Source organism: Paenibacillus radicis (ex Gao et al. 2016) (genome assembly GCF_014641555.1).
Taxonomy (GTDB): domain Bacteria; phylum Bacillota; class Bacilli; order Paenibacillales; family Paenibacillaceae; genus Pristimantibacillus; species Pristimantibacillus radicis.
In genome coordinates this window covers 139806-164987 of record NZ_BMHY01000003.1, presented here as the reverse complement: position 1 = coordinate 164987, position 25182 = coordinate 139806, and the positions used below count along the sequence as shown (strand labels likewise).

Sequence of the window (25182 nt, the reverse complement as noted above, 5' to 3'; positions counted from 1 at the left end):
GGGAGTGGCAGAGGTGCTGGAGGTTCATGGGCTTACGATAACTGCGAAAGATACCAATCGGGTGCTCGTCAGGGATAGTTCTTTCTCGGTAGACGCGGGGGAGACGTTATGCCTCATCGGCGAGAGCGGCAGCGGCAAGACACTGACGGGCAAAGCGCTGCTCGGTATGCTGCCGGATGGGCTGCTGATGGCGGGGGAACTATCATTTGGCGGCGAAGTGATGTCGGGGTATGGCAAGAAGGAGTGGAGGCAGGTAAGGGGCAGACGAATAGGCGTCATTTATCAGCATCCCGAGCAAGCGCTGCATCCCGCCATTCCGATCGGCAGACAGCTGGTCGATTTGCTGCGCAGCCACCTGCCGGTGACACGGCATGCCGCAGAAGCTAGTGCTAGGGCGATGCTGGATAAGGTGTCGCTGAAAGACACAGACCGGTTGATGAAGAGCTATCCGTTCCAATTAAGCGGCGGCATGAACCAGCGGGTGATGGTTGCGATGGCGCTTCTATTGAAACCAGAGCTGCTTATAGCCGATGAGCCAACGAGCGCACTGGATGTGACGACACAGTCGGAGATTATCGCTTTGCTGCAAGGGCTTGTGGCGGAAGAACAGTTAAGCATGCTGTTCATTACCCATGATCTATTGCTGGCTGGCGAGCTCGCCGATACAATTGCCGTCATGAAGCAAGGGGAGATTGTGGAGCAGGGAACAGCGGCAGCAGTGATGCACCGGCCCAAGCATGCGTACACGAAGCAATTGTTGAACTGCCGCTCCTCATTCCGATTTACTTCAGAAGAGGGTGCATACTTATATGTTGGAAATCGATGAAATATCGAAAACGATCGGAACGAAAACGGTGCTCGACCGGATCACGTTGTCGATCTCCAGCGGCGCTTCGTTAGCCATTGTTGGTGAAAGCGGCAGCGGCAAGTCAACGCTCGCTCGCATCGTTATGGCGCTAGAGCGTCCCACTTCGGGTGTGATTCGATTCAACGGTATAGCGGCTCCGCACAAGAAAACCTCAGACTTCAAGGACTGGTACCGTCAAATTCAGTTCGTATTTCAAAATACGACGGCGTCGCTAGACCCCCGAATGACAATTGCGCAAAGCCTGGAAGAGCCGCTGACCGGGTTTACGGGCATGGGCAAAAACGAGCGTAAGGAGCGGATAGCGGAGTATGCTGAAAAAGTTGGATTGCCGCCTCATCTTCTTGCCGAGAGGCCAGGACGCTTAAGCGGCGGGCAATACCAACGTGCGTGCATTGCCAAGGCGCTCGTCGTGAAGCCGAAGCTGCTCATATGCGACGAAATCGTATCGAACTTAGATTTGCTGCACCAGCATCAAATTATTGAGTTGCTCCATACGCTAAAAATCGAGCAGCAATTGTCACTTCTATTCATTACGCATGACCTTTCGCTCTTAGCCGGGTTGTGCGAGGAGATTGCGGTGTTGAAGGAAGGGCAGTTGGTCGAGCGTTTCGCCTCCTCGGCCATCCATGCCTCCGGCCATCATCCCTACACACAATCGCTGCTGAATGCAGCACGATCGCTTGGGCGCCGCGCATCTGAGTAGCAAGGGTACGCGATGATGTTCAGAAAGTTTTGTGTATTAAGACGCATTGGAAAGGTGATCTCACACCTATTCTAATGCTCCGCTGGCGAACCTCCTTTGCAAACCGACTAAGGAGAATCATAAACGTACATGCCGCATTACGCCCTCGAGTAACTCATTAGCGAACCTGCTTCACAAAACAGCGAATGAAAGTCATAAATGTGCGTGCAGCATTATGCCCTTGAGTAACTCATTAGCGAACCTGCTTCGCAATAAAGCGAATCCAGGTTCGCTACACATCCGCTATTTAGCTGGTACAGAGGCTACAGCGAAGAGAATTTCGCTATTGGAGAACTTAGCTTCTCCAAAAAGGAAATTCTCTTCGCTAATGCTAAAGGGCAGCTTAAATGCGCATGTATTTCGGAAAATTTGCGAAGCGGTCTTCGTTAAATAGCGAAGCCGATTCGCTGTTTGATAGCATTAGGTGGTTTATACACAAAGGCTAGAAGACCATAAGGCGGCAACTTACTCACCGTCCTGTACCACATAGGGTGAGCGGAGTGTTTCGAGTTCGTGATGACTTTTCGCAAATTCATCTCATTTGCATCGTGTATGCGATGGGGCAAATGGAATCAAGAATGGCAGCATGAACCGAAACGCGCAGCGAACCTAGCGTAGTAGACAAAGAAGGGGTTAGGTCAGTCTGTGCCACATAAGGTGAGCGGAGCGTATCGAGTTCAGGATGATTTTTCGCAGATTCAACTCCATGTACATCGTGTAAGCGATGGGGCAAATGGAATCAAGAATGGCAGCATGGACCGAAACGCGCAGCGACTACAAATAATGCTTCTCCGTCTTGAGCTCAGCGCCATCATTGTCGAGCGCCGAGACATCCATATACCTGCGGAGTCCTTCAAGCCATGAATCCGGTATGCGGCCGAAGAAGAACGAGTCGCCGGATGCGCTTTGAATGACATCTGCATCCACATGATCGCCAACTTCATTGGTCATCCGAATGGCGGCGACCTTACTATCCCTAATAATACCGATCAGCTGTCCTTTTAAAGGGTCGCTGCCCTCTCTGCCGATGGCTGCCATTTGCAGAAAGTAGGCGTTGCCTTCGCTGAAGGGCCCTGGGGTCCACTGCTTCGATACATTCGTGCTCGTCATACTTACTGATTTATATTCCCCTTCTTCGCTCTGCCGCACATTTGCGACTACAATCTGATATTCGGAGTTTGGGCTCAACTGGTTAATGAAAAAGACTACGTTGGTGTCGTCCGTCAGCTTTTCTTGATGCAGCAGTTCAATAGAAGGATCAATTGAAGTGCCGCTGAGGAGCGACTTCCATTCGTCGGAGGTCAGGCGATGCAAGTCTATCAAGTCTTTGATAGGGCTGCTATTCTGCTGATTCGCTACACCTGCCTGATTCTCGCTATCGGCTGGCGGTATGTGATCAACCTGCTTCCATGTCATATCGCCTGCCCAAAGCCCAGCCGTAATAACTAGCACAATAGCTGCAGCCGACGTAAGCAGAAGCCATCTGCTCCTACCGTTCCTATTGGGCCTTATTTCTGCTGTAATACTTTCCAACGATACCTGTACTTGCTTGGCAGGAAGGGGACGTTCTTGCAGCTGCCGCTCCAAATCGAGATTATACTCCGTCATGCTCTTGACCTCCTTCATAGCTTTTCGCTAATTTGATTCTCGCGTGGTGAAGACGGGATTTCACCGTACCGACCGGAAGCCGTAACAAGGAAGCAATCTCATCATGAGAGAGGGCGTGATGCGCATGCAGCACCATCACCTCTCGCTGTTTAACCGGCAATTGAAGAACGAGCCGCCAGGCTTCCGAAGACATTAGGTTATCTAACGCCTCAAGTTCCGCAGAAGGGGAATTGCTGCCGCTCTCCGGCAATTCTTTCATTAATAGGACGCGGCGAACGAAGCTGTTTTTCCTGCGGTTAAAGCTAATGTTGCGTGTTATCCGGAGCAGCCAGGTCTTAATAGAAGCTTCACCTCGAAAGGTATGGAGCTTTTCATAGACAGCCAGAAAGACATCCTGAGCGATATCATCCGCCATATGCGTGCTCCTTGTTAACGATAGCGCATAATCCCAAACTTCGTTCTGGTAGGCCAGAATCAAATCACTCAAAATTTGTTCTTTGTCATAACCGTCCGAGAGCGTCTCCAAGTATGTAAAATCCAATCGTTTCTCACCTCCATACCAAACAGACAACGCACACGGCCATTAGGTTCATTTTTAATAGTATAAAGGATAAACTGCCCTCAACTAGAATTATTAGGATGAAATATACTCCATAGTTATCCTGAAAGGGGCACACGGCCAGATGGACATGCAAGCTGCTGAATTAGAAGTGAAAAGCTGGGCAATCGCCAATGCCTCCTCACTAGGACTGAATCCAACCCGGATAGAGGTTCAATCGATATGGAATCCCGGCGGTTTAAGCAATATGTCCTACCGGGTATCGGATGGCGAGACGGCCCGCCATATAAAGCTGTCGCCGCCGAAGAAGGCGGAACGGTTGAAGCGCTGGGCCAAAGTAAGCTGTGATCTGGCAGAGCGCTACCATGCGCCGCGCCTGATCGCGGAAATCGAGGATGAGATCGTTCCCGGTTATTCCTACGGTCTTGTATTTGAATTTATTAAAAGCAGGCCGTTAAGTGAAACGGCAAATCCCGGTCCCATTGCGATGAAAGTGCTGGAGCTATTGCAACGGCTGCAGCAGGATGAACGGATTAGAGAAATTCTCGCTGAAGAGGATGCCGCTGCTTCTTATGCGGATGCTTTTATTGAAGAGTATGTTTGCCGCTTGGAAGAGGATATGGAAGTGATCAGGTCGGAGAAGGAAAGCTTGGATTTTGTAACGGAGCAGGATTTGGACGGGTTTGACCGTGAGGTCAAAGTGCTGCGCCAGTTGGCCAGCGACAATCCTGCATTTCAGCATACCGCCAATGATGTCGTTCATAACGACATTCATTGGGACAATATTTTGGTAGAGGATTCCGGCCGGTTCTGGATAATCGATTGGGATGACATGTCGGCAGCCGGTGATGCAGCGATGGATTATTCCGTGCTGCTGTGGACGCTGCATGAGTCGGAGGAATGGCGGCGTTGGCAGGAGCAAGCGCTAGAGCTAGAGCTTGCGGCCAAAGGCACCGGTATTTCCGAGCGTCTGGAGCTTTACTTCCGGGCAAAGCTGCTCGATGATGTCATTGATGTGCTTGCCGATTATGTCGAGGTAGAGGGCGTGCCGGAATGGATGGAGAAAACCCGGCAGCGGGCGAAGGAAATCCATCTTCGTGCTTATCCGGAATACATCAGACGCTATGGCGGGCTTGGCACCGGCTCGTAGCAGCAGCGCAGCGGCGCTTTGAGCAAACATATGCCCGCGAACAAGTGTTATAATCAACTAGACTAACGGAAGCAGAAGGGTGAAGCCATGAGCGTTATTCGGTTGGAGAACGTCACAAAGAAATATGAAGAGTCTATGATCTTTCGCGATATTTATTTTCGCCTAAGTCAAGGAGAACGGGTAGGATTGATCGGCCGCAACGGCGCCGGCAAGTCGACGGTGTTCAAGCTGATTATGGGCAAGGATGAGCCGACGTCCGGCAAAGTAGAGATTGACCCGCAAGTGAAAATCGGATACTTCTCGCAGTTTTCCGAAATGCGCGGCAATCTGTCCGTTCAACAAGAGCTGGAAAACAGCTTTGAGCAGGTTGCTCTAATTGAAAGGGAGCTGCAGGAGGTTGGAGAGAAGCTTGGTCTGGTCACTGACGACGGCGAGATGGAAGCGTTGCTGGCAAGACAGGCAGAGCTGTTCGAGCAAATGGATCATTTGGACGGCTGGAACGTAGCTGTGGAGATCAACACGGTGCTTACGAAGCTGGGCTTCAATGACAGGTCGCGCAATCAGCCGGTCGATGAATTGTCCGGCGGCTGGAGAAACCGCGCGGCTCTCGCCAAGATGCTCATTGAGCAGCCGGATGTCGTTCTGCTGGACGAGCCGACGAACTATCTGGATCTGGAAGGGATCGCTTGGCTGGAGCAGTGGCTGTACCGCTTCAAAGGCGCTATGATTCTCGTATCGCATGACCGCGAATTTATCGACAAAGTCGTTACGCGGACGATTGAGATCGAGAACTATCATTTCCAGGAGTACGAGGGTAATTATACGGACTACATTCGTAAAAAGAAGATGCGCAAGAAGGAGCTGGACCGTCAGTTTGAGTGGGAGGAAGAGCTGCTTCTTATGGAATCGGAAGCGATCGACAGCCGTGTGAGCCGCAAGTCTTTTGCAAAAGACAGGCTATCCCGCAAATTGGCTGACAACAAGAAGCGGATTGAGCCGCATCCCGTTAACGTACTTATTACCGATATTTACGAGCGGCTGCGGTTTCCGGACAAGCTGTGCGAAGTGAAGGCCATCGGGCAGTCCTATGAAGGCCGGGAGATTTTCCGGGATGTCAGCTTTGATATCCAGAAGGAAGACCGGCTGGTGATCGCAGGACCGAATGGAAGCGGCAAGTCCACGCTGATTAAAGTGCTCACCGGCACAGAGAAGCCTGAAGCCGGAGAAGTCGTCTGGGAGCGGGGCGTCAGCTATGCTTACTTCAACCGGATGTGGGAGGAGCTTGATCCGAAGGATACGGTGAGCCACTCCGTTAATACGTATGGGCTTGGACTGGACGCGCCACGGAAAAAGGTCAACAAGTTCCTGTCCATGCTGCAATTTTCGGAAATGGATCTTAGCAAGACGATCAGCAGTCTGTCAGGAGGACAGAAGGCCCGGGTGGCGCTGGCGAAATGTCTGCTGTCCGGTGCGGCCGTCATTATTCTCGATGAGCCGACGAATCATTTGGATTTAACGAGCATCCAGGTCATGGAGCAAGCGCTGATTCATTTCCCGGGCGCCGTTATTACGGTCAGTCATGACAGGTTCTTTATCGATAAAATCGGGACGAAAATGTTGAGCTTTGATCCAGTCACTGGAATAAGTGAACAAAGTCTATAACGATCTCTATACGAGACCCGAAGCCTCTTCGCGAGAAGCGGCTTCGGGTCTTTTTTACAATATAAATATTAACTGGACTGATTCTATGTAAGATATATGTAAGAGTTAAGCCTAATTAGATGTAATATTTTATATCCGATGCTTTTACTGGAATATGAAGCGCTTACTTCGAGCGGCCAAAAATATCAAACTCGAAAAATGTTATATATGTTGACACACGGCCATTGGATGTTTTATATTAATAACATCACTGGAGAATATAAAGAGTAAAACCTTAAATTTAACCCCAATTTACCAGATAAAACATCATTTTCATGCCTTTTTTCACGGCAATTAATCCAATGAAGAAATTAAATAGGGGAATGATTGTATGAAGCATGATCAGGACTTCATTAAACGGCAAAACCGTTTGACCGTTTTTGAAATGATAAAAAATCATAATCCTATTTCACGAGCGATGATCGCCAAGCAGACCGGCATGAGTCCTACGACAGTAGGGCGTATTGTTGGAGAGTTGACGGAGCAGGGATATATTCTGGAGTCGGAGCAAGTGTCCGAGGGCCTGGGCCGAAAGTCGACGCTGCTTGGCATGGTGGACGCTTCAGTCATCACGATTGGAGTGGAGCTGGATCGTCATGAAATAAGCGTAGGCGTTGTCGACCTGCAGGGCAATCTGGTCCACAGCGAACGGCATGACCGGACTGTGGAGGAAACGCCAGCTGTCACCGTGCAACGAATTGCTGATGTACTGAACGGCATGCTGAATCGGAACATCGTCGAACGCAAGCAAATCGTCGGTATTGGTGTGGGACTTCCCGGTATCGTCAACAATGACAATGGGGTCGTTGTATTCTCCGTCCAGCTGGGCTGGAAGAACGTACAGCTCGGCGAATCGCTCGAGAAGCTGACCGGCCTGAAGGTCAATGTCGACAATGAGCTGAAGGTTAAGGCGCTGGCGGAGCAGTTGAAGGGCTCGGCGATCGGCTCCAGCCGGACGGCACTGCTGGGCTTTGGCAATGGCGTCGGCTCGGCACTTATTGTGGAAGGTGAAATCTATCGCGGTGAAATGAACAGCGCCGGGGAGATTGGCCATACAACGGTTGATCCGAATGGTACGTTATGTGAATGCGGCAAGGCTGGCTGCCTGCAAAGCTATATTACGATTCCATCGCTGCTCCAGGAAGCCAATCAGATTGCACCGATTCAGACGGTGGAGGAGCTGTTCGCTGCAAGAGATACGGGTGAGCGCTGGGCGATTCATCTCATTGACAGGGCACTCACTTATATGGCGATTACAGTCAATAACGTCGTATGCATGTACAACCCGGACAGCGTCATCTTCAGCGGTGAGCTGGCGGATAAATTTCCGGACTTATATGAGGAAGTCAAGGAGCGCTGCATGTCACGCTTTGTATGGGAACCGCTGCAGGATTCCTTCCGCTTCGTAAGGTCGGAACTGAACGTAGCGGGTGTAATGATCGGCTCCGGCTTGCTGGCGCAGACGCAATTTTTCAAATTGGATTAACAGTCAGAGTCAGATAGAAAGATAGATAAACGATATAGCTTAAGGGGGAGTACAGCATGAGCAGCAGCTTTGTGCCATTGGTTGAGGAATATCGGGGCGGCGTTCTCGAGAACGTCCATTATGGAGCAGTAACGGTTGTGGACGAGACCGGGAAGATCATTTATCAAACAGGAAATCCGGAGCATATGACCTTTCTTCGCTCAGCCGCTAAGCCTTTCCAAGCGCTGCCGGGCATGAAGCGGCAAATCGACGAGGTGTATGGCTTGACGGGCAAGGAAGCCTCGTTGTTCGCAGCTTCGCATCGCGGCGAGTCTTTCCATATCGATGCGCTTGAATCGATTTTGAACAAAATGGATGTGTCCGAGAGCACGCTTCATTGCTGCTCGACTTACCCGCTCAACGAGCAGGCGAAGGCGGAACGGCATCAGAACCATGAAGCTCCGCGCAGACTGTTCCATAACTGCTCAGGCAAACATCTAGGCTTGATCGGTCTAAGCAAGCACATGGGCTGGAACGCGGAAACCTACTATGAGCTGGATCATCCGGTGCAGCAGGAAATTATAGAGTCGCTTGCTTACCTGGCTGAGGTGCCAGCGTCGTCTATTCCAGTTGGAATTGATGGCTGCGGTCTCCCGGTTCATGCGCTTCCGCTTCATAAGATTGCGCTGGTGTACTTGAAGCTTGCCTGCCCGGATTTGATTGCAGATGCCGATACTAGAGCGGCTGCTGCTCGAATTGCGAAGCTGATGAATGAGAATCCCGACATGATCGCCGATACGAAATTTGTCTGCTCCGCGCTGCTGAAAGACAGCAACCTTAGCGCGAAAGGCGGGGCGAAAGGGGTTTATGGCATCGGTCTCCGCAAGGAAAGACTGGGTATTTCCCTGAAGGTATCCGACGGCTCCGAGCAAGTATGGCCGTGCATTATCGCAACGATTCTAGAAAAGCTTGGTTACAGCGACCGTTCGACGATCGACCGTTTGTATGAACTCGTACCTAACATCATCGTGAATGACGGGGGAACGGTAGTCGGCGAACGCAAGCCGGTCTTCTCGCTCTAAGGCAAGAGAATATTCTTTGTGACGGAAAGCCTCAAGGTGCCGGAATGAAGTGATTCTAATAGATACACAATACTAGCATAGGGAGTGTGGCAGAATGAAATTCAAAGGAAAAGCATGGTCCATGTTAATGCTTCTTGTAATTGTTGCTGTAGTAGCCGCGGGCTGCGGATCGGGCAATAACAACGGAGGAGCAAATGCAGGAACAGACGGCAAAGGCACAAAACCGGCAGCTGGCTCGAAAAACGGCAACAACGTAGTTGTCGGGCTGAATGCGAACTTTATTACACTTGATCCCCACAATGCAGGCGACACAAACTCGATTTCCGGTGCAAGATCCATGTACGAAGGCCTGATGGGCTTTGATGAGAATATGAGCTTGAAGCCGGTTCTGGCAGAAAGCTACTCGATCAGCGACGATGGTCTGGTCTACACGATTAAATTGAAGCAAGGCGTGAAATTCCATGATGGTACGGATTTCAACTCCGAAGCTGTAAAAATCAATATTGCACGTATCCAGGATGAGAAAAACAACCTGAGAATGCGTAAAAGCTTTGCAAAAGTAGCTACGGTAGAAACACCTGATGCAAATACGGTTGTTATTACACTAAGCGAGCCATACAACGCATTCCTGAACAAGCTGGCTATGGGCCTGATGATCAGCCCGGCTGCTCTTGAGAAATACGGTGAAAAAATCGGTCAAAACCCAGTGGGTACAGGTCCTTTCAAATTCAAAGAATGGGTTGAAGGCGACCGCCTCGTTGTTGAGAAAAACGCTGACTACTGGCAAGCTGGTCTTCCTAAAGTCGACAGCGTAACGTTCAAACCGGTACCAGAAAACGGTTCACGTACTGCGATGCTGAAAACAGGCGAAGCGGACTTCATCTATCCGATGCCAACTGAGCAAGTTAACCTGCTCGAAACCGACAAAAACATCGTGATCGACAAAACGGACTCCACAATCGTGCGTTATGTAACACTGAATACGATGAAAAAACCGTTCGACGACGTGAAGGTTCGTCAAGCAATCAACTACGCAATTGATAAAGATGCTTTCATTAAAGTTGTAAAATCGGGACTGGGCTCGGCGCTTGATTCCAGCATGTCCTCGAAAACACAATATTACTCCAAGCAAGAAGGCTACGGCTATGACTTGGAAAAAGCGAAGCAATTGCTGAAGGAAGCGGGCTATCCAGAAGGCTTCTCTGCTGAAATCTGGGGCGAGAACGACTCCGAGACGATGAAAGGCATGCAGTTCCTGGCACAACAGCTGGCGCTTGCAGGCATCAAGCTTGATGTGAAATCGATGGAGGGCGCTACGCTTTCCGATCAAATCAACTCGGCTAAAACGCCGGAAGAAGCAAAAATTCAAATGTGGTTCGTAAGCTGGTCGCCGTCTTCCGGTGATGCGGACGGCGCTACAAGAGGCTTGTTCAGCAGCGAAATGTTCCCTCCTGCAGGATCGAACACTGCGTACTACAAAAACGATAACGTTGATAAATGGATTGCGGAAGCGAATAAATCGATTGACGCCAACAATGCGAAATCGATCTATGCCGATATCCAAAAACAAATCTGGAATGACGCACCATGGGCATTCCTGGGCGTTGACCAAGTGATCTCGGGCAAACGCTCGTATCTGGAAGGCGTAAAAGTCTATCCGGATGGTTCCGTCAATGTTCGTGAAGCAGAAGTGAAGCAATAACTCAACAAGACCACGAATAATAGGAAGCAATAATAAGAGAGAGGGGCTGCTTCAGCATGGGTTTATTGAAGCGGCCTCTCTTTTTTTTCTAAGGAGGTTTCCAGCTTGGGAAGATATGCTCTGCAACGATTGCTGGGAGTGATACCGCTCCTCTTCGTCGTATCGGTGCTCGTATTTATGTTCATTCACCTTATTCCAGGCGATCCGGCCAGGCTAGTTGCCGGCAAGGACGCCACGCTAGAAGAGATCAACGGCATCCGTGAACAGCTGGGCCTCAATGATCCGCTATGGAGACAATATATCGATTATATGGGTAACTTGTTCAAAGGCGATCTTGGCAACTCGATACGCTCGGGATTGCCGGTCAGCGAAATGCTGGCGAGCCGTTTCATGCCGACGATCTGGCTGACGATATTCAGCATGGTGTGGGCAGTTATCATCGGCGTGTTGATCGGGATCATTTCGGCGGTCAAGCGCAATAAATGGCCGGATCACGTTGGGATGATTACCGCAATATCCGGTATTTCGGTTCCGGGCTTCTGGCTCGGTCTTGTCCTTATTCAAGTTTTCTCCGTACAGCTTGGCTGGTTTCCGACCGGTGGCGTCGATTCCTGGTCCAGTTATGTACTTCCGTCCTTAACGCTTGGAGCGGGTATTATGTCGATGCTTGCGCGATTCTCCAGAACGTCGATGCTGGAATCGATGCGCGAGGATTATATTCGTACGGGCCGGGCAAAAGGGCTGCATGAATTCGTTGTTGTTGGACGTCATGCGCTGCGCAACTCACTCATTCAAGTCGTGACAGTAGCGGGTCTGCAATTTGGCTTCCTGCTTGGCGGTTCCGTCATGGTAGAGACGGTGTTTAGTATTCCGGGCCTCGGACGGCTGCTCGTCGACTCCATCGCCTTCCGCGATTACACCGTTATTCAAGCGGAGCTGCTGTTGTTCGCTACCGAGTTTATCCTGATTAATCTGGTCGTCGATCTGCTGTACGGCGTACTGAATCCGAAGATCAGATTCGATTCGAACTAGAGGAAGGAGAATCACAGATGAGTCAACAATCGACAACTGCAGAACATCGCTCATCCGGAGGCTCCGGACAGGAGGCTGCACCTGCGAAGCGCAAAAGCGCAATGGCTGAGTTTATTCGCAAATTCAGCAAGCAGAAGCTTTCGCTCGTTGCTGGGATTTTTATTATTCTACTGCTGCTGGTCGCTATATTCGGCCCGTACTTGACGCCATATGATCCAGACGCGCCAGACTATGATTCGATGCTGTCCGGGCCTTCGCTCAAGCATTGGGCGGGAACGGATGAATATGGCCGTGATATACTGAGCCGGCTGATTGAGGGCACGCGTCTCTCGCTTGCTGTTAGTCTGAGCGCTGTATTTATCGCCGCCTTCTTTGGTACCATCCTTGGTCTGCTTAGCGGCTTTTACGGCAAATGGCTGGACCGGCTTATTATGCGAAGCAGCGATGTGCTGTTCTCGTTTCCTGATATTTTGCTCGCTATCGGTATCGTGGCGATCCTCGGTCCGGGCTTGACCAACGTCGTTATCGCAGTAGCGGTATTCGGCATCCCGTCCTTTGCGCGGATGATCCGAAGCGTTACACTATCGGCCAAAGAAACGTTATTCGTAGAAGCTGCACGGTCGATGGGCGCGAAGGACAGAAGAATTATTTGGCGTCATATTTTCCCCGAGACGCTCCCGAGCGTTATCGTCAACGTTACGATGAAGATTGGCGGAGCTATTCTGGCCGCATCGTCCCTGAGCTTTCTGGGCATGGGCGCAAAGCCGACGGAGCCGGATTGGGGCGCTATGCTAAGCATGGGGCGTGACTACTTGAGCATTGCTCCGCATGTCGTTTATTTCCCGGGTTTAATTATATTTCTTACGGTGCTTGCTTTTAATCTGGTCGGAGACGGACTGCAGGACGCTCTTGATCCCAAAATGAAAAACTAAAGGGGGACAGGCCGCGATGGATAAATTGCTGGAAGTAGAAGGGCTGAAAACGGAATTCAAGCGGGATGGCGGCAATGTAATGGCCGTCGCCGGATTGGATTTTCATATAAACAGCGGGGAAGTGCTTGGCCTCGTCGGAGAATCCGGCTGCGGCAAAAGCGTAACGTCCCTGTCGATTATGAGGCTGCTGAAAGGAACCCCGGGCAGGAATGCCGGAGGCAGCGTGAAATTTAAAGGCAAAGATTTGCTGCGTCTGTCTGATAAGGAAATGCGCAGCGTGCGCGGCAAGGATCTGGCGATGATCTTCCAGGAGCCGATGACCTCGCTGAACCCGGTGCTGCGAATCGGCAAGCAACTGGAAGAACCGATCCGCCTGCATTTGGGCTATAACAAATCGAAGGCACGCGAGCATGCGATTCATATGCTGCAACTGGTAGGCATTCCGCGGGCAGAAGGGGTTATGAATGACTACCCCCATCAACTGTCCGGAGGAATGAGACAACGTGTCATGATAGCGATGGCGATGTCCTGCCATCCGCAGCTGCTGATCGCTGACGAGCCGACGACGGCGCTGGACGTTACGATTCAAGCGCAAATATTGGACCTGATGAAGCGGTTGAAGGAAGAGAGAAGCATGGGCATGCTGCTCATTACGCATGATCTCGGGGTCGTGGCCGAAATGTGCGACCGTGTAGTTGTCATGTATGCGGGACGAGTAGTGGAAGAAGCTCCGGTGAAGGAGCTGTTCGAAAACCCGCAGCATCCGTATACGCAAGGCTTGATCCGCTCGGTACCGAAGCTTCGTCAGAAAGTACGGCGGCTGGAGTCGATTCCAGGCAATGTACCGGATCTGTCCCGTATGCCGGCAGGCTGCAAATTCGCGCCTCGCTGTCCGCATGTGATGCCGCAATGTCTGACTGCTGAGCCGGAGCTGCTCGCTGCATCTGGCGACAGCACTCGCAAAAGCCGCTGCTGGCTGACGCAGGAGACGGAATTGAAAGGGGGGACCGGCGCATGAGCACGCCGCTTATCGAAGTAAAAGGGCTGCAAAAGTCGTTTCTCGTCAATAAAGGCTGGTTTGGCAACAACAAATACTTGCAGGCGGTCAACAATATTTCGTTCTCCATCGGCAAAGGCGAGACGTTCAGCCTTGTGGGCGAAAGCGGCTGCGGCAAGTCGACCACTGGCCGTCTCGTTACGAGACTGCTGACTCCCAATCAAGGCGAGGTTTGGTTCAACGGGCAAAATATTACGCAATTGAATGATAATCAAATGCGTCCCATCCGCAAGGAAATGCAAATGGTGTTCCAGGACCCGTATGCGTCCCTTAATCCACGGATGAAGGTAAAGGATCTGGTAGCGGAACCGCTGCTGATTCATACGAAGCTCAGCCAAGGAGAGCGGGATAAACTTGCTTCCGAACTGCTCGAAGTGGTCGGTCTGAACAGCTTTCACGCCGAGCGGTATGCGCATGAATTCAGCGGCGGACAACGCCAGCGGATCGGTATTGCTCGCGCATTGTCCGTTCGTCCGAGCCTGATCGTAGCTGACGAACCGGTATCCGCGCTGGATGTATCGATTCAATCCCAGGTTCTGAATCTATTGCAAGATTTGCAGGAGCAATACGGTCTTACGTACCTCTTTATCTCGCATGATCTTAGCGTTGTCGAGCATATTAGCGACCGCATCGGGGTTATGTATTTGGGCTCGCTCGTGGAAACGGCGCCTAAGGATGAACTGTATGAGCGTCCGCTGCATCCATACACACAAGCGCTGCTCTCATCCGTTCCCGTTCCCGATCCAAGCATGGCAAGGGAGCGAATTATACTGAAGGGCGATCTGCCAAGTCCCGTCGATCCGCCATCCGGCTGCCGTTTTCATACGCGCTGCCCGGCTTGTATGGAAGTCTGCAAGACGAAGGTTCCAGTGTTCCAAGAAGTGGAGCCGGGCCGTCAGGTCGCTTGCCATCTCTATGACGAGGAAGTTATGTCGAAGAACTAAACGAAGCATAAGATCGAGGTTGAACTTCAGGCGAAGAAGGGATAACGATGAATATTCGAATAGAATCGGCTGCCGGTTCCAAGATTCAGATCATGCTGGCTTATGCCGGCCAGCCATTTAAATATGAACTGCCGGACAACCGCCGGGAAGCCGGTACGGTTACATGGTTCTATGCTAGGACGAATCAGGAAACGGATGTGCTCGTGCTTGGTATGGGCTTGGCGGACGAATTGAGTCTGGAAAAGCTTCGCCGGGCCGGCGGTTATGCGGCAAGGGCGCTGCGCAAGGAAGGACGCTCTAGCGGCGAACTGGATATCGCAGCGCTGGCTGAGGCTTCGAGAGCGTTTAAGGCCGGCGTCTCGGTTTGTCTGCAAGCTTGGACGGAGGGCTGGCTGCTTGGTCTATACCGCTATGACAAATATAGAGGGCTGACCGCATCAGATCGAACGGTTGATTTCTATCTTGCGCCGGGTAAGGAAGCAACAGCAGACGTATCTGTGGCGGAGTGCGAAGCGGCTATAGCCGCGGCTCGCATTCGGGCCGAAGCGACGATGCTGACGCGTGATCTCGTGAATGAGACGCCGGACGGCCTTCACCCGGAAGCTTTCGTTGAAGTCGTGCAGCGGCATTTCGCAGATTTGCCGGTTAAGCTGCATGTCTATCAAGGGCAAGAGCTTGTGGACCGTCAGATGAACGGTCTCCTTGCAGTAGGAGCGGGAAGCGTGCATGAGCCTGCACTCATTGAGCTGGCTTATGAAGGGGCGCCCGGAGAGCCTATGCTGGCGCTTATCGGTAAAGGCGTAACGTTCGATATGGGCGGCATGAACGTCAAGACGGGAAGAGACATCAGCGATGCCAGAATGGACATGGGCGGAGCGGCTGCAGTTGTTGGCGCTATGGATATTTTGGCGAGAACGGGCGCGGCCGTAAACGTGACTGCGCTAATTGCTGTCGTCGATAACTTGCCGGGTATGGAGGCAATGCTGCCGTCGTCAGTCATTCGGTATCCGAATGGCTTGACCGTTCAGGTGGCCAATACCGACGGCGAAGGCCGTCTCGTTATTGCGGATGCGCTATTGCACGCCGCGAATCTTGGAGCCGCTAAAGTCATCGATATCGCAACGCTGACCGGCAATGTTGGCGCAGCCTTGGGGCTTGGTATCGCCGGGATTTGGGGCGATGAAGAGATGACACAGGGGCTTGTTGCGGTAGGAGAAGGGAACGGGGAGCGGCTATGGCCGATGCCTCTGATGGACGAATACGAATCAGAGCTTCGCAGCGACTATGCCGATCTGCGCAATGTTGGTACTGGCACGCTGGCCGGCGCTATTACGGCTGCGCTGTTCATCCGGCGCTTCGTTGCGCCTTCGATGGATTGGGTTCATATCGATATGGCGGGCACCGTTCAGTATAAATCGGATGTCGGCTATTCCGGCGTCGGCGCAACCGGCTACGGGGCACGGCTGCTGGCGGATTATGCGGAGCGTTGTTTTCTAGTGGAGCATGCTGCCAATGCTGCGAGTGTGGATGCGAGTGCAGATACGGAGGCGAGCCAAGGATGAGCCGGCATACAGGATTAGAAGTGATCGCAACCTGCGTGCAGGATGCGCTGGAAGCGGAGAGAAACGGCGCCGACCGGATTGAATTAATTACGGCCATCACCGAAGGCGGGCTAACACCCGGCATCGGGATGGTGAAGCAGGTAACGGAAGCGGTTCGCATTCCGGTTAACGTTATGGTCAGACCGCATAGCCGGTCGTTCGTATACGATAAGCTGGATAAGGAGACGATGGCGGAGGAGATTCAGGCTATTGCTGCTACGAAAGCTTCAGGCATCGTAATCGGTCTTCTGAATGAAGAAGGCCATATTGATACGGCTGGGCTGGATGAACTGCTGCCGCTGGCCGGTCATCTGAATGTAACCTTCCACCGGGCGTTTGATGAGCTGGAGGATCAGTTGGCGGGTCTGCGGATACTGCAGACTTATCCCCGAATTAATCGTGTTCTAACCTCCGGCGGCTTAAAGCCTGCCCTGCAAGCGGCGGATCAGATTCGAGCGCTGGAAGAAGCGTCGCGTGAAAGCTCGCTTCGCATACTTGCTGGCAGCGGATTGACGATCGAAGGGATCAGCGAATTTGTGGCGGCTACCGGCGTTTCCGAGGTGCATTTCGGCACGGCGGTACGAGTCGGATCCTCGGGTCTGGCAGCGATCGATTCGGAACGGCTTAGCCGTTTGGCAGGCATTTTGCATCCTAATGGCGATAAATAGAGTTGAAAAAAGGTGAGCAGCTTTGAGTAACGATAACTATGTAGTTGGAGTGGATTTAGGCGGCACGAAAATCGCCGCTGCTATATTTGACGGAGCGGGAACCGTGTTGAACCGCGAGCGGATTGATACGGCTGATGCCTCGACAGCGCGTGAAGTCGTGCAAAGCATGGTAAGCATGATCGAGCGCGTATCCGGCGGAAGGAAGCTGAGCGGAGTAGGGCTGGCATCCCCCGGCGCGGTGGATAGCCGTGAGGGGATCGCGCTGAACGGTACGAACCTTCCCGAGTGGAATAATGTGCCGCTGAAGCAGTGGATGGAAGCCGACCTGGGCGGCGTTCAAGTGCAGGTGGTCAACGATGCGAATGCAGCCGCTTGGGGAGAATATGTCCGCGGGGCCGGCATCGGTTCGCAAAATATGGTTTATGTGACACTGAGCACCGGCATTGGAGCGGGAGTCATTCTGGACGGCAAGCTGCTGCTGGGCAGCAAGTCGTTTGCAGGCGAGCTTGGCCATACGATTATTCATCCGGAAGGCGAGCTTTGCAATTGCGGCAACCGGGGCTGCTGGGAAACCTTCTCTTCTGGTACTGCAATTCGCAACGAAGCATTACGGCGTCTTGAGGGCGGCGGCTCCGCTATTGAGGAGATTGCGGCGATGGCCGGGGAAGAAATTTCTTCGCGCCATGTGTTTGAGGCGGCGAGCCAAGGCGATGCACTGGCTGCAGAAGTAATTGACCGGATGATTCGTTATACAGCCATCGGTCTTGCCAATGTGGTTCACACCTTTAACCCCGACCGGATCGTCATCGGCGGCGGTGTGAGCAAAGCGGGGGACCTGTTGTTCCCAAAACTGCGGGAAGAGACGGCACGCTTCGTTATGGCTCCGTACCGGAACACTTTTGAAATCGTGCCTGCAGGTCTGAATGATGATGTTGGACTAATTGGAGCAGCATCGCTCTTTAACGTATAAGCATACAAGGCGTAGCGGAAGGCAGAACATCCGCTGCGTCTTTTTTTTATTTCCACCTGCTCATTTTTCAGTCTATTTTGCAGCTTACGTCCTCATTTTGTATTTTTCTCGACTATTTGTGGAAATTATTCCATTGTTTTAAACGCGTCAGGCACTATGATTAGGGTATAAACAGCATGAGAGCGTCATGTCAGTACAGGCAGATTGAGACAGAGATAATCAATAGTAAGGGGGTGAAGTTGATATAAGGGAGGTTATGATACTCAGAAATGTAAGCGCTTTATTGTTTGGTTTATAAAATATGAACCTAATGGAGGTTTGCGGGCCCATGAAGCTTAAGAAGAAGAGTGGCTTTAAGATGCTTGCCAGTCTACTGGTAGTTGGAAGTCTTTCGTTTTCTTCCGTCACAGCTTTAATTGGAACAAGCGGCGTTGCATCGGCGGCGGATAGCGCCACGTCACAAGCGTTTAATACGTCAACCGGCGTACTGGATGTAGACTATGCCTCGTATTTGTCCAAGCATGATGTTGTCTTTCAATCGCCGGTGTCAGATCCGAAAGGGGCTTTGACCGTCGGCAACGGACGGGTAGGCGGAATGGTGTGGGATACGCTTAACGGCATTACGATGCAAGTATCCGGTGTGGATGCTTCGCAGGAAGGCTTTGCTTCGCAAGGGCTCGTCAATCTGTATACGAACCCGGGGCTGAATTCGAATTATACGACGTACAAGCAGCGGCTTTCGCTCTATGACGGTCTGCTGACCACCGAATACGATGCCAACCGTAAAATAACGATTATGGGCGCGCCCAATTCCGAAGTGATGGGCATTCATGTGGAAGACAGCCGTACCGGCCTGTCCAGCGTCTCACTGGATTTAAGTCTATGGGACGTGAGCAATTTCAGCGGCGGCGATGTGCCGGATATCAACACCTGGAGAACCGTCTCTACCTTCGTCGATCCGACGGTCGTTGGACTCAGCAGGGGGCAGACGGACGCGAATAACTTTGGCTACACGCTGGCTGCTACCGTCGAGGGGGCGAGCTTTACGACCCAAGCGGTTGGCGGCAGTAAAGTACGATTGAACATTACACCATCCTCCAGCTATACCATTTGGATCTCCAGCGCCAGCCGGCTTAATGCTCCAGGGCATGATTCGGTAGCGGCTGCCAAAAATCAGCTTTCCGCCGTGAAGAGCACGGGCTACAACACCACCTTAACGAATTATAAAAACTGGTGGCATGATTTCTGGACCAAATCCTTCGTGCAGTATTCCAACCCTTCAGGCGATGCTGATTATATGGAGAGCTTCTATTATCTGAGCACTTATATGATCGCCGCAGGCTCCTTCGGCAACTACCCGTTCCACTTTATTAATGGTGTATTTAGCGCCGTTAACGACAATGACAGCGGCAAATGGAGCAACGCCTATTGGTATTGGAATCAGCGGGATGTGTACCATTCCTTCCTCGCCTCCAACCATGCCGATATGGTTAACGTGTTCAATAATTTGTACAGCCGCAACTTCAACACGCTGAAATCGTATACGATGACAAGGTATGGCATCGACGGCATATGGGTCCCGGAAACGATGGGCTGGAACGGCAGTCCGGAGGGGACAATTTATAGCGACTATACGAAAAATACACTGTCTACCGCCTCGGAAGCAGCATTGAACATGTATGCGCAATATAAGTATACGAATGATACTAATTATTTGAGCAGCACCGCTTATCCATTTATGAAGGAAGCAGTTAAGTTCTATGCCAAGAAGCTTTCCTACGATACCGCTACCGGCAAATATTTCATGGCCTCTTCCAACGCTCATGAGCAGCACTGGAATGTGAAAAATGCCATTACCGACCTGGCGGCAATCCGCGCATTATTCCCGGTCTCGATTCAGACGAGTGCGAGCTTGGGTGTCGATGCCACGCTTCGTGCTGAATGGCAAAATGTATTAAATAATCTGGTCGCTTATCCGGTTGACCCAAGCGATCCGAATAAATATGCGCCGCATACGCCGCCGATCTCGCAAAACCGGAACAACGAGAATGTTGTGCTGGAGCTGGCATGGCCTTACAGCGTGAGCGGCATCGGATCGGCGGATTATCAGATGCTGGTGAACAACTACAACAGCCGGCCTTATCCGTATACGTCCAACAATGTGTGGGACCCGGCTCCGATACAAGCTGCCCGCCTTGGTCTCGGCAATGAGGCGTATCTCGGCATGAAGATGATGCTGCAGCGCTATCAGCAATACCCGAACGGCAGAACGACCAATTCGAACGGTGAGTTTGAATATATGGGCGTTCATCTGTCGGCGATGAATGAATCGCTGCTTCAAAGCTATAACGATAAAATCCGGGTATTCCCGGCGCTGCCGACCGAAACAAATTTCGTAAGCAAGTTTACGCTGCTTGCCAGCGGCGGCTTCCTGGTCAGCTCGGAGAAGGCGGCCAATGAGATTAAATATGTCGGCATTAAGAGTCTTTACGGCAAACCTGCCACTGTTGTAAATCCGTGGGGAACGCAAGCCGTTCAAGTCCGGAGAGCTTCCGACAATACGGTTGTCTCCACATCCTCAAGCGCCGAGTTTACGTTTAATACGACAGCGGGCGCGGTCTATATCGTGGAGCGGACGGCTAAGCCTTTCTCTAGCTTCGGGCATACACAGCTTACCGGAACGGCCAATCAAGGCGTGAAGGCGTTAAGCGGTACGAACTCGAAGCTGGGCTTGGATGCGGCGGGAGGCCGCGTCACCGTTACAACCTTCTATGAGGATTCCAATTACTCGGGAACTGCGAGGACGCTTGCTCCGGGGAGCTACACGACAGCGCAGCTTGTTGCCGCAGGCATTCCGGACAACTGGGTATCTTCGATCAGAGTGCCACTGGGCTATACAGTGACGATTTATGATAATGACAACTTTACGGGGACGCAATGGATCTTTACTGCGGATACCGATTTTCCGAGCAGCACGAACCCTAATGCTAATGACAAAATGTCATCGGTAGTCATCAGCTCCGGCAGCGGGGGTGGCGATGGAGGCAGTGGCGGAAATGCGGGCGTGAAATATGAGGCGGAGAACGGAACAAGAACCGGAACCGTTGGCGTCTATGACGATGCCGCCGCCTCTAACGGCAAGGCAACGGATCATTTCTCCAATGCTGGCGACTCCGTGTCCATTGCTAATGTACAGGCGGGATCGAAGCTTGTAATCGGCTATTGCACGGCGAACAATCCGGGAAGGCTTAGCCTGTATATTAATGGGGTAGACAGCGGCAATATTACGTTCCCGTCCACCTCGACTTGGAATACGACGTATTCCACTGCCACGGCGACAGTGGCGATACCGGCTGGAGCTACGATTAAACTGCAGCTCGACAGCGGCGATTCAGGAGCGAATATCGATTATATTACCGTGGAATCGCAAAATCAGAAGATCGAAGCCGAAAGCGGAACGCTGACCAGCGTTAATGTTACGGCGGATACAGCGGCTTCTGGGGGCTATGAAGTGACTGGCTTGTCCACACCTGGCAGCTCTTCCGTTGCATTCACCAGTCCAACCGCTGGCAGTCAGCTCACTATTGGCTATACAACAGCCAATACGAACAGCAAGCTCAGTCTTTACGTCAATAACACTTTTATCAAAAGTGTAAGTTTTCCCTCTACCGGAGTTTGGAGCGGGGTGTATGCTACCGCCCAGACGGCTGTCGCTATACCGGCGAATGGCGTCGTTAAGCTGCAGCTGAATAGCGGCGATTCCGGCGCGAATCTGGACTATTTTATCGTTCAGGCGTAAGACTTAACTCTATAAATAGAGAGTGTTGGTGGTCTTTGTATCACCGGCGCTCTCTATTTATTTTTGCACATAATCACACTTAAATGAAGTAGCTGCCGATCTTGAACCAATTGCCCATTCTCATCATAAACTAGGCTAATAATCATGAGAGAGGATATTCCATATGAATAGATACGTAATGAATCAGCCTGGCGTTTACGGCTATTACCCGATGCTGCCGCGTGAAGCTGTGCAGCCTCTGACGTTTGTTCTTGTGCATGGCTCTTGGGCCAACGCTAGTTTCTGGAATGGCGTGGCCGCCGAGCTTCGAAGGCAAGGTCATACCGTTTATGCACCGGAATACCCCGGACATGGAAGTGACCCGAATACGAATGTGACACATGCCATGATTTCGAGGGCGGTGGCGGATTTTATTATCGCTCATAACTTGCATGATATTATTCTTGTCGGCCATAGCTTTGGCGGATCGGTTATTCAGAAGGTGGCTGAGCTGGTTCCGGACCGCATCAAACGGCTCGTATTTATGGACGGATTCGTAGTAGCCGATGGCCAGTCACTTGCCGATCAGCTTCCTCCTCCGGTACAAGAGGCGTTCACGCAATTGAGAGAAATGTCGACGGACGATACGATTATGCTGCCCTTCTCGTTGTTTCGAGAAACCTTTGTCAATTTGGCCGACCATGCCCTCGCATCACAGTTATACAATGAGATTAGGCCAGAACCCGCTAAGCCGCTGTTCGAGAAGCTCGATTTGAAGACATTCTTCCGTTTGCAAATACCGCGCAGCTATTTGTATTTGACAGAGGATAATGTCCTGCCGCAAGGGGAAGGCTATGGCTGGCACCCCCATATGTCGAGCCGTCTCGGGGTGTTTCGCTTAATAAAATCACATGGCGATCATATGACCTTCTTTCGCACGCAGCCGGCGCTGCTGGCACAGAGACTTTACGAGGCTTCAAGGGATTAAGGAGCTGTCCGGCAAATTCAGAACCGTAAAAATGCCAATTGACTCGAGCGGGTAACCGCGGCTATAATGGGTGACATTATAGATCAGGCGAAGACCAAAGACATGATTTCCGTCAAGGGCTGTACAGAGAGAGGGGCGAAAGCTGAGAGCCTCTACTGCGACCGGATGGCAATTACCCCTTTGCAGCTGTGATGGTGAACCTGCGGATTTGTATGCCCGGCAGTAATCATCACCGTGTTATCCCCGTTACCGGATACCGAAGGATTTGTTGCGCGTCATGCTGACTGTATGTTCAGGTGGCACGGGCAAATCGAATGAGGGTGGAACCACGAGCTGAACGCACTCGTCCCTATGTGGGAAGAGATGCGTTTTTTTGCGTTCAAAAAAATCCAAGGAGGTTTTTATCGTGGGAATCCAGATTACGTTGGCGGACGGAAAAGTAAAGGAGTATGTCCAAGGGACGACACTCGCCCAAGTGGCGGAGTCGATAAGCCCGGGGTTAGGGAAGAGGGCCGTTGCGGGTAAAATAAACGGAGTTTCGGTAGACCTCAACAGACCGATTGAGGCGGACAGCAGAATCGAGATCATTACGCTCGATAGCCAGGAAGGTCTTGAAATTTACAGACACAGCACGGCTCATCTGATGGCGCAAGCAATTAAGCGGATCTACGGGCAAAAGGCAGTAAAGCTCGGGATCGGCCCGGTCATCGAGGACGGGTTTTATTATGACATCGACATGGAAAAACCATTATCTGCAGACGATCTGGCCGCTATTGAGGCAGAAATGCGAGTGATAGCGAAGCAGGATTTACCGATTCGCCGCCGAGTGGTGAGCCGGGAGGAGGCGCTAGCCTTTTTCGGAGAGTTAGAGGACCCGCTCAAGCTGGAGCTGATCCGCGATTTGCCGGCTGATGCCGTGCTCACGATCTACGATCAAGGCGAGTTTAGCGATTTGTGCCGGGGGCCGCATCTGCCATCAACTGGGCGAATTACGGCTTTTAAGCTGCTAAGTGTAGCTGGGGCATACTGGCGGGGTGACTCGAATAACAAAATGCTGCAAAGGATATACGGCACAGCATTTCCGAAGGAAGCGCAGCTGAAGGAGCATTTGCACGCGCTGGAGGAAGCGAAGAAGCGGGATCACCGGAAGCTTGGAACAGAACTGGAACTGTTTATGTTTTCCGAGGAGGCGCCGGGTATGCCTTTCTATTTGCCCAACGGGATGACGATCCGGACGGAGCTGGAGGATTTCTCTCGCCAATTGCAGAAGAAGCGGGGCTATGTTGAAGTACGCTCGCCGCTGATGATGAACAATCGGATGTGGGAGCAGTCGGGACATTGGGATCACTACAAGGACAATATGTATTTCACGAAAGTAGATGAGACGACGTTTGCGCTCAAGCCGATGAACTGTCCGGGGCATATGCTTATTTACAAAAACAGCCTGCATTCTTATCGGGAGCTGCCGATTCGGGTATCGGAGTTCGGCCAAGTGCACCGCCATGAATATTCCGGCGCTCTGAACGGGATGATGCGGGTACGGACATTCTGTCAGGATGATGCGCATTTATTCGTTCGCCCGGATCAAATCGAAGCGGAAATTAACGGAGTTATTGCTTTGATCGAAGAAATGTACGAGGTGTTTGGCTTTGCCTACAGACTGGAGCTGTCGACAAGGCCTGCTGATTTCATGGGTTCGCCGGAATTATGGGATCAGGCGGAAGCTTCTCTGCAAAACGTGCTCGATAAGCGTGGAATCGACTATGTGTTGAACGAAGGGGACGGCGCATTCTATGGCCCCAAAATCGATTTTCACATCCTGGATGCTTTGAAGCGCAGCTGGCAGTGCGGCACAATTCAGCTGGATTTTCAAATGCCGGAGAAATTCGATCTCTCTTACATTGGGGAGGACAGTCAGAAGCACCGGCCGGTCGTCATTCACCGTGCGATATTCGGCTCAATCGACCGGTTCATGGGCATATTGACGGAGCATTACAGCGGCGCATTCCCATTATGGCTGGCGCCTGTGCATGTGAAGCTGCTGCCAGTCTCCGACCGTTATAATGACTATGCGTTCGAGGTCAAGCAGGGCTTGCTGGAGGCAGGTATTCGCGTCGAGGTGGATATGCGCACAGAAAAGCTGGGCTACAAAATCCGCGAAGCTCAATTGGAGAAGGTGCCATATATGCTTGTGCTTGGCGAAGCCGAGCAGAGCTCGGGAATGGTGTCGGTCAGGAAGCGGGAGGAAGGCGATCTGGGACAGCAGCCAGTCGCTGATTTCGTGAAGCGGGTTCTGGGGGAGATTGGGGCGAAGTGATAGTGAAGAGGGAAGTTT

At 51.8% G+C, this 25182-nt stretch carries 19 protein-coding genes; 17 read left to right on the top strand and 2 right to left on the bottom strand.

Annotated elements, in window-relative coordinates; genetic code table 11:
- Positions 1-13: 13 nt before the first annotated feature.
- Together IEX98_RS09420 and IEX98_RS09415 are read left to right on the top strand one after the other, a co-directional pair.
- Positions 14-826: an ABC transporter ATP-binding protein gene (locus tag IEX98_RS09420; RefSeq protein ID WP_188888706.1), complete on the top strand. Its 813-nt coding sequence runs from the start codon at positions 14-16 to the stop codon at positions 824-826.
- Positions 810-1571 carry an ABC transporter ATP-binding protein gene (locus IEX98_RS09415; RefSeq protein WP_188888705.1) on the top strand — a complete coding sequence of 254 codons (762 nt, stop codon included), beginning with the start codon at positions 810-812 and terminating at the stop codon, positions 1569-1571. The genes IEX98_RS09420 and IEX98_RS09415 overlap by 17 nt, the downstream gene beginning before the upstream one ends.
- A gap of 813 nt (positions 1572-2384) precedes the next feature.
- On the opposite strand, the gene IEX98_RS09410 is transcribed toward IEX98_RS09415, so the two are convergent.
- Complete coding sequence (locus tag IEX98_RS09410; protein WP_188888704.1) at positions 2385-3218, bottom strand: hypothetical protein; 834 nt, start codon at positions 3216-3218, stop codon at positions 2385-2387.
- Entirely contained in the window at positions 3205-3759 is a 555-nt protein-coding gene (locus IEX98_RS09405; RefSeq protein ID WP_188888703.1) for an RNA polymerase sigma factor, read from the bottom strand. Before IEX98_RS09405 ends, IEX98_RS09410 begins: the two co-directional genes overlap by 14 nt.
- Positions 3760-3901: 142 nt before the next feature.
- On the opposite strand from IEX98_RS09405, the gene IEX98_RS09400 reads away from it, so the two are divergent.
- The 15 genes from IEX98_RS09400 to thrS all read left to right on the top strand — a co-directional run bounded on the left by IEX98_RS09400 (position 3902) and on the right by thrS (position 25164).
- Positions 3902-4927 carry a phosphotransferase family protein gene (locus IEX98_RS09400; RefSeq protein WP_188888702.1) on the top strand — a complete coding sequence of 342 codons (1026 nt, stop codon included), beginning with the start codon at positions 3902-3904 and terminating at the stop codon, positions 4925-4927.
- Between the two features lie 87 nt (positions 4928-5014).
- Complete coding sequence (locus IEX98_RS09395; RefSeq protein WP_188888701.1) at positions 5015-6589, top strand: ABC-F family ATP-binding cassette domain-containing protein; 1575 nt, start codon at positions 5015-5017, stop codon at positions 6587-6589.
- Positions 6590-6959: 370 nt separating this feature from the next.
- A complete protein-coding gene (locus IEX98_RS09390; RefSeq protein ID WP_188888700.1) occupies positions 6960-8114 on the top strand; it encodes an ROK family transcriptional regulator in 1155 nt (384 codons plus the stop codon).
- A 56-nt stretch (positions 8115-8170) separates the two neighbouring features.
- Complete coding sequence (locus tag IEX98_RS09385; RefSeq protein WP_188888699.1) at positions 8171-9175, top strand: asparaginase; 1005 nt, start codon at positions 8171-8173, stop codon at positions 9173-9175.
- 94 nt (positions 9176-9269) lie between these two features.
- Entirely contained in the window at positions 9270-10877 is a 1608-nt protein-coding gene (locus IEX98_RS09380) for a glutathione ABC transporter substrate-binding protein (RefSeq protein WP_188888698.1), read from the top strand.
- A gap of 105 nt (positions 10878-10982) precedes the next feature.
- On the top strand, positions 10983-11909 hold the full coding sequence (locus tag IEX98_RS09375; protein WP_188888697.1) for an ABC transporter permease subunit: 927 nt from the start codon (positions 10983-10985) through the stop codon (positions 11907-11909).
- Between the two features lie 101 nt (positions 11910-12010).
- The gene (locus IEX98_RS09370) at positions 12011-12841 is read left to right on the top strand and encodes an ABC transporter permease (protein WP_229692100.1); all 831 of its coding nucleotides are present in this window, start codon (positions 12011-12013) and stop codon (positions 12839-12841) included.
- Positions 12842-12857: 16 nt separating this feature from the next.
- Positions 12858-13859 carry an ABC transporter ATP-binding protein gene (locus IEX98_RS09365; RefSeq protein ID WP_188888695.1) on the top strand — a complete coding sequence of 334 codons (1002 nt, stop codon included), beginning with the start codon at positions 12858-12860 and terminating at the stop codon, positions 13857-13859.
- Complete coding sequence (locus IEX98_RS09360; RefSeq protein WP_188888694.1) at positions 13856-14842, top strand: ABC transporter ATP-binding protein; 987 nt, start codon at positions 13856-13858, stop codon at positions 14840-14842. The genes IEX98_RS09365 and IEX98_RS09360 overlap by 4 nt, the downstream gene beginning before the upstream one ends.
- A gap of 47 nt (positions 14843-14889) precedes the next feature.
- Entirely contained in the window at positions 14890-16404 is a 1515-nt protein-coding gene (locus IEX98_RS09355; protein WP_188888693.1) for a M17 family metallopeptidase, read from the top strand.
- Entirely contained in the window at positions 16401-17111 is a 711-nt protein-coding gene (locus IEX98_RS09350; RefSeq protein ID WP_188888692.1) for a copper homeostasis protein CutC, read from the top strand. Before IEX98_RS09355 ends, IEX98_RS09350 begins: the two co-directional genes overlap by 4 nt.
- A gap of 22 nt (positions 17112-17133) precedes the next feature.
- Positions 17134-18081: an ROK family protein gene (locus IEX98_RS09345; protein WP_188888691.1), complete on the top strand. Its 948-nt coding sequence runs from the start codon at positions 17134-17136 to the stop codon at positions 18079-18081.
- 328 nt (positions 18082-18409) lie between these two features.
- Positions 18410-21880, top strand: a complete 3471-nt coding sequence (locus IEX98_RS09340) for a glycosyl hydrolase family 95 catalytic domain-containing protein (RefSeq protein ID WP_188888690.1) — start codon at positions 18410-18412, stop codon at positions 21878-21880.
- A gap of 163 nt (positions 21881-22043) precedes the next feature.
- Positions 22044-22847: an alpha/beta fold hydrolase gene (locus tag IEX98_RS09335; protein WP_308421771.1), complete on the top strand. Its 804-nt coding sequence runs from the start codon at positions 22044-22046 to the stop codon at positions 22845-22847.
- A gap of 406 nt (positions 22848-23253) precedes the next feature.
- Positions 23254-25164 (top strand): threonine--tRNA ligase, encoded by a 1911-nt coding sequence (thrS, locus tag IEX98_RS09330; RefSeq protein ID WP_188888689.1) that lies wholly within the window; start codon positions 23254-23256, stop codon positions 25162-25164.
- Positions 25165-25182: the final 18 nt, after the last annotated feature.

What these genes read in the sequence shown, in the direction of transcription:
- IEX98_RS09395 (WP_188888701.1), top strand. Translation starts at nt 5,015, where the DNA reads ATGAGCGTTATTCGGTTGGAGAACGTCACAAAGAAATATGAAGAGTCT.
- IEX98_RS09415 (WP_188888705.1), top strand. Translation starts at nt 810, where the DNA reads ATGTTGGAAATCGATGAAATATCGAAAACGATCGGAACGAAAACGGTG.
- IEX98_RS09355 (WP_188888693.1), top strand. Translation starts at nt 14,890, where the DNA reads ATGAATATTCGAATAGAATCGGCTGCCGGTTCCAAGATTCAGATCATG.
- IEX98_RS09385 (WP_188888699.1), top strand. Translation starts at nt 8,171, where the DNA reads ATGAGCAGCAGCTTTGTGCCATTGGTTGAGGAATATCGGGGCGGCGTT.
- IEX98_RS09380 (WP_188888698.1), top strand. Translation starts at nt 9,270, where the DNA reads ATGAAATTCAAAGGAAAAGCATGGTCCATGTTAATGCTTCTTGTAATT.
- IEX98_RS09340 (WP_188888690.1), top strand. Translation starts at nt 18,410, where the DNA reads ATGAAGCTTAAGAAGAAGAGTGGCTTTAAGATGCTTGCCAGTCTACTG.
- IEX98_RS09370 (WP_229692100.1), top strand. Translation starts at nt 12,011, where the DNA reads ATGGCTGAGTTTATTCGCAAATTCAGCAAGCAGAAGCTTTCGCTCGTT.
- IEX98_RS09335 (WP_308421771.1), top strand. Translation starts at nt 22,044, where the DNA reads ATGAATAGATACGTAATGAATCAGCCTGGCGTTTACGGCTATTACCCG.
- IEX98_RS09400 (WP_188888702.1), top strand. Translation starts at nt 3,902, where the DNA reads ATGGACATGCAAGCTGCTGAATTAGAAGTGAAAAGCTGGGCAATCGCC.
- IEX98_RS09350 (WP_188888692.1), top strand. Translation starts at nt 16,401, where the DNA reads ATGAGCCGGCATACAGGATTAGAAGTGATCGCAACCTGCGTGCAGGAT.
- IEX98_RS09410 (WP_188888704.1), bottom strand. Translation starts at nt 3,218, where the DNA reads ATGACGGAGTATAATCTCGATTTGGAGCGGCAGCTGCAAGAACGTCCC.
- IEX98_RS09360 (WP_188888694.1), top strand. Translation starts at nt 13,856, where the DNA reads ATGAGCACGCCGCTTATCGAAGTAAAAGGGCTGCAAAAGTCGTTTCTC.
- IEX98_RS09390 (WP_188888700.1), top strand. Translation starts at nt 6,960, where the DNA reads ATGAAGCATGATCAGGACTTCATTAAACGGCAAAACCGTTTGACCGTT.
- IEX98_RS09365 (WP_188888695.1), top strand. Translation starts at nt 12,858, where the DNA reads ATGGATAAATTGCTGGAAGTAGAAGGGCTGAAAACGGAATTCAAGCGG.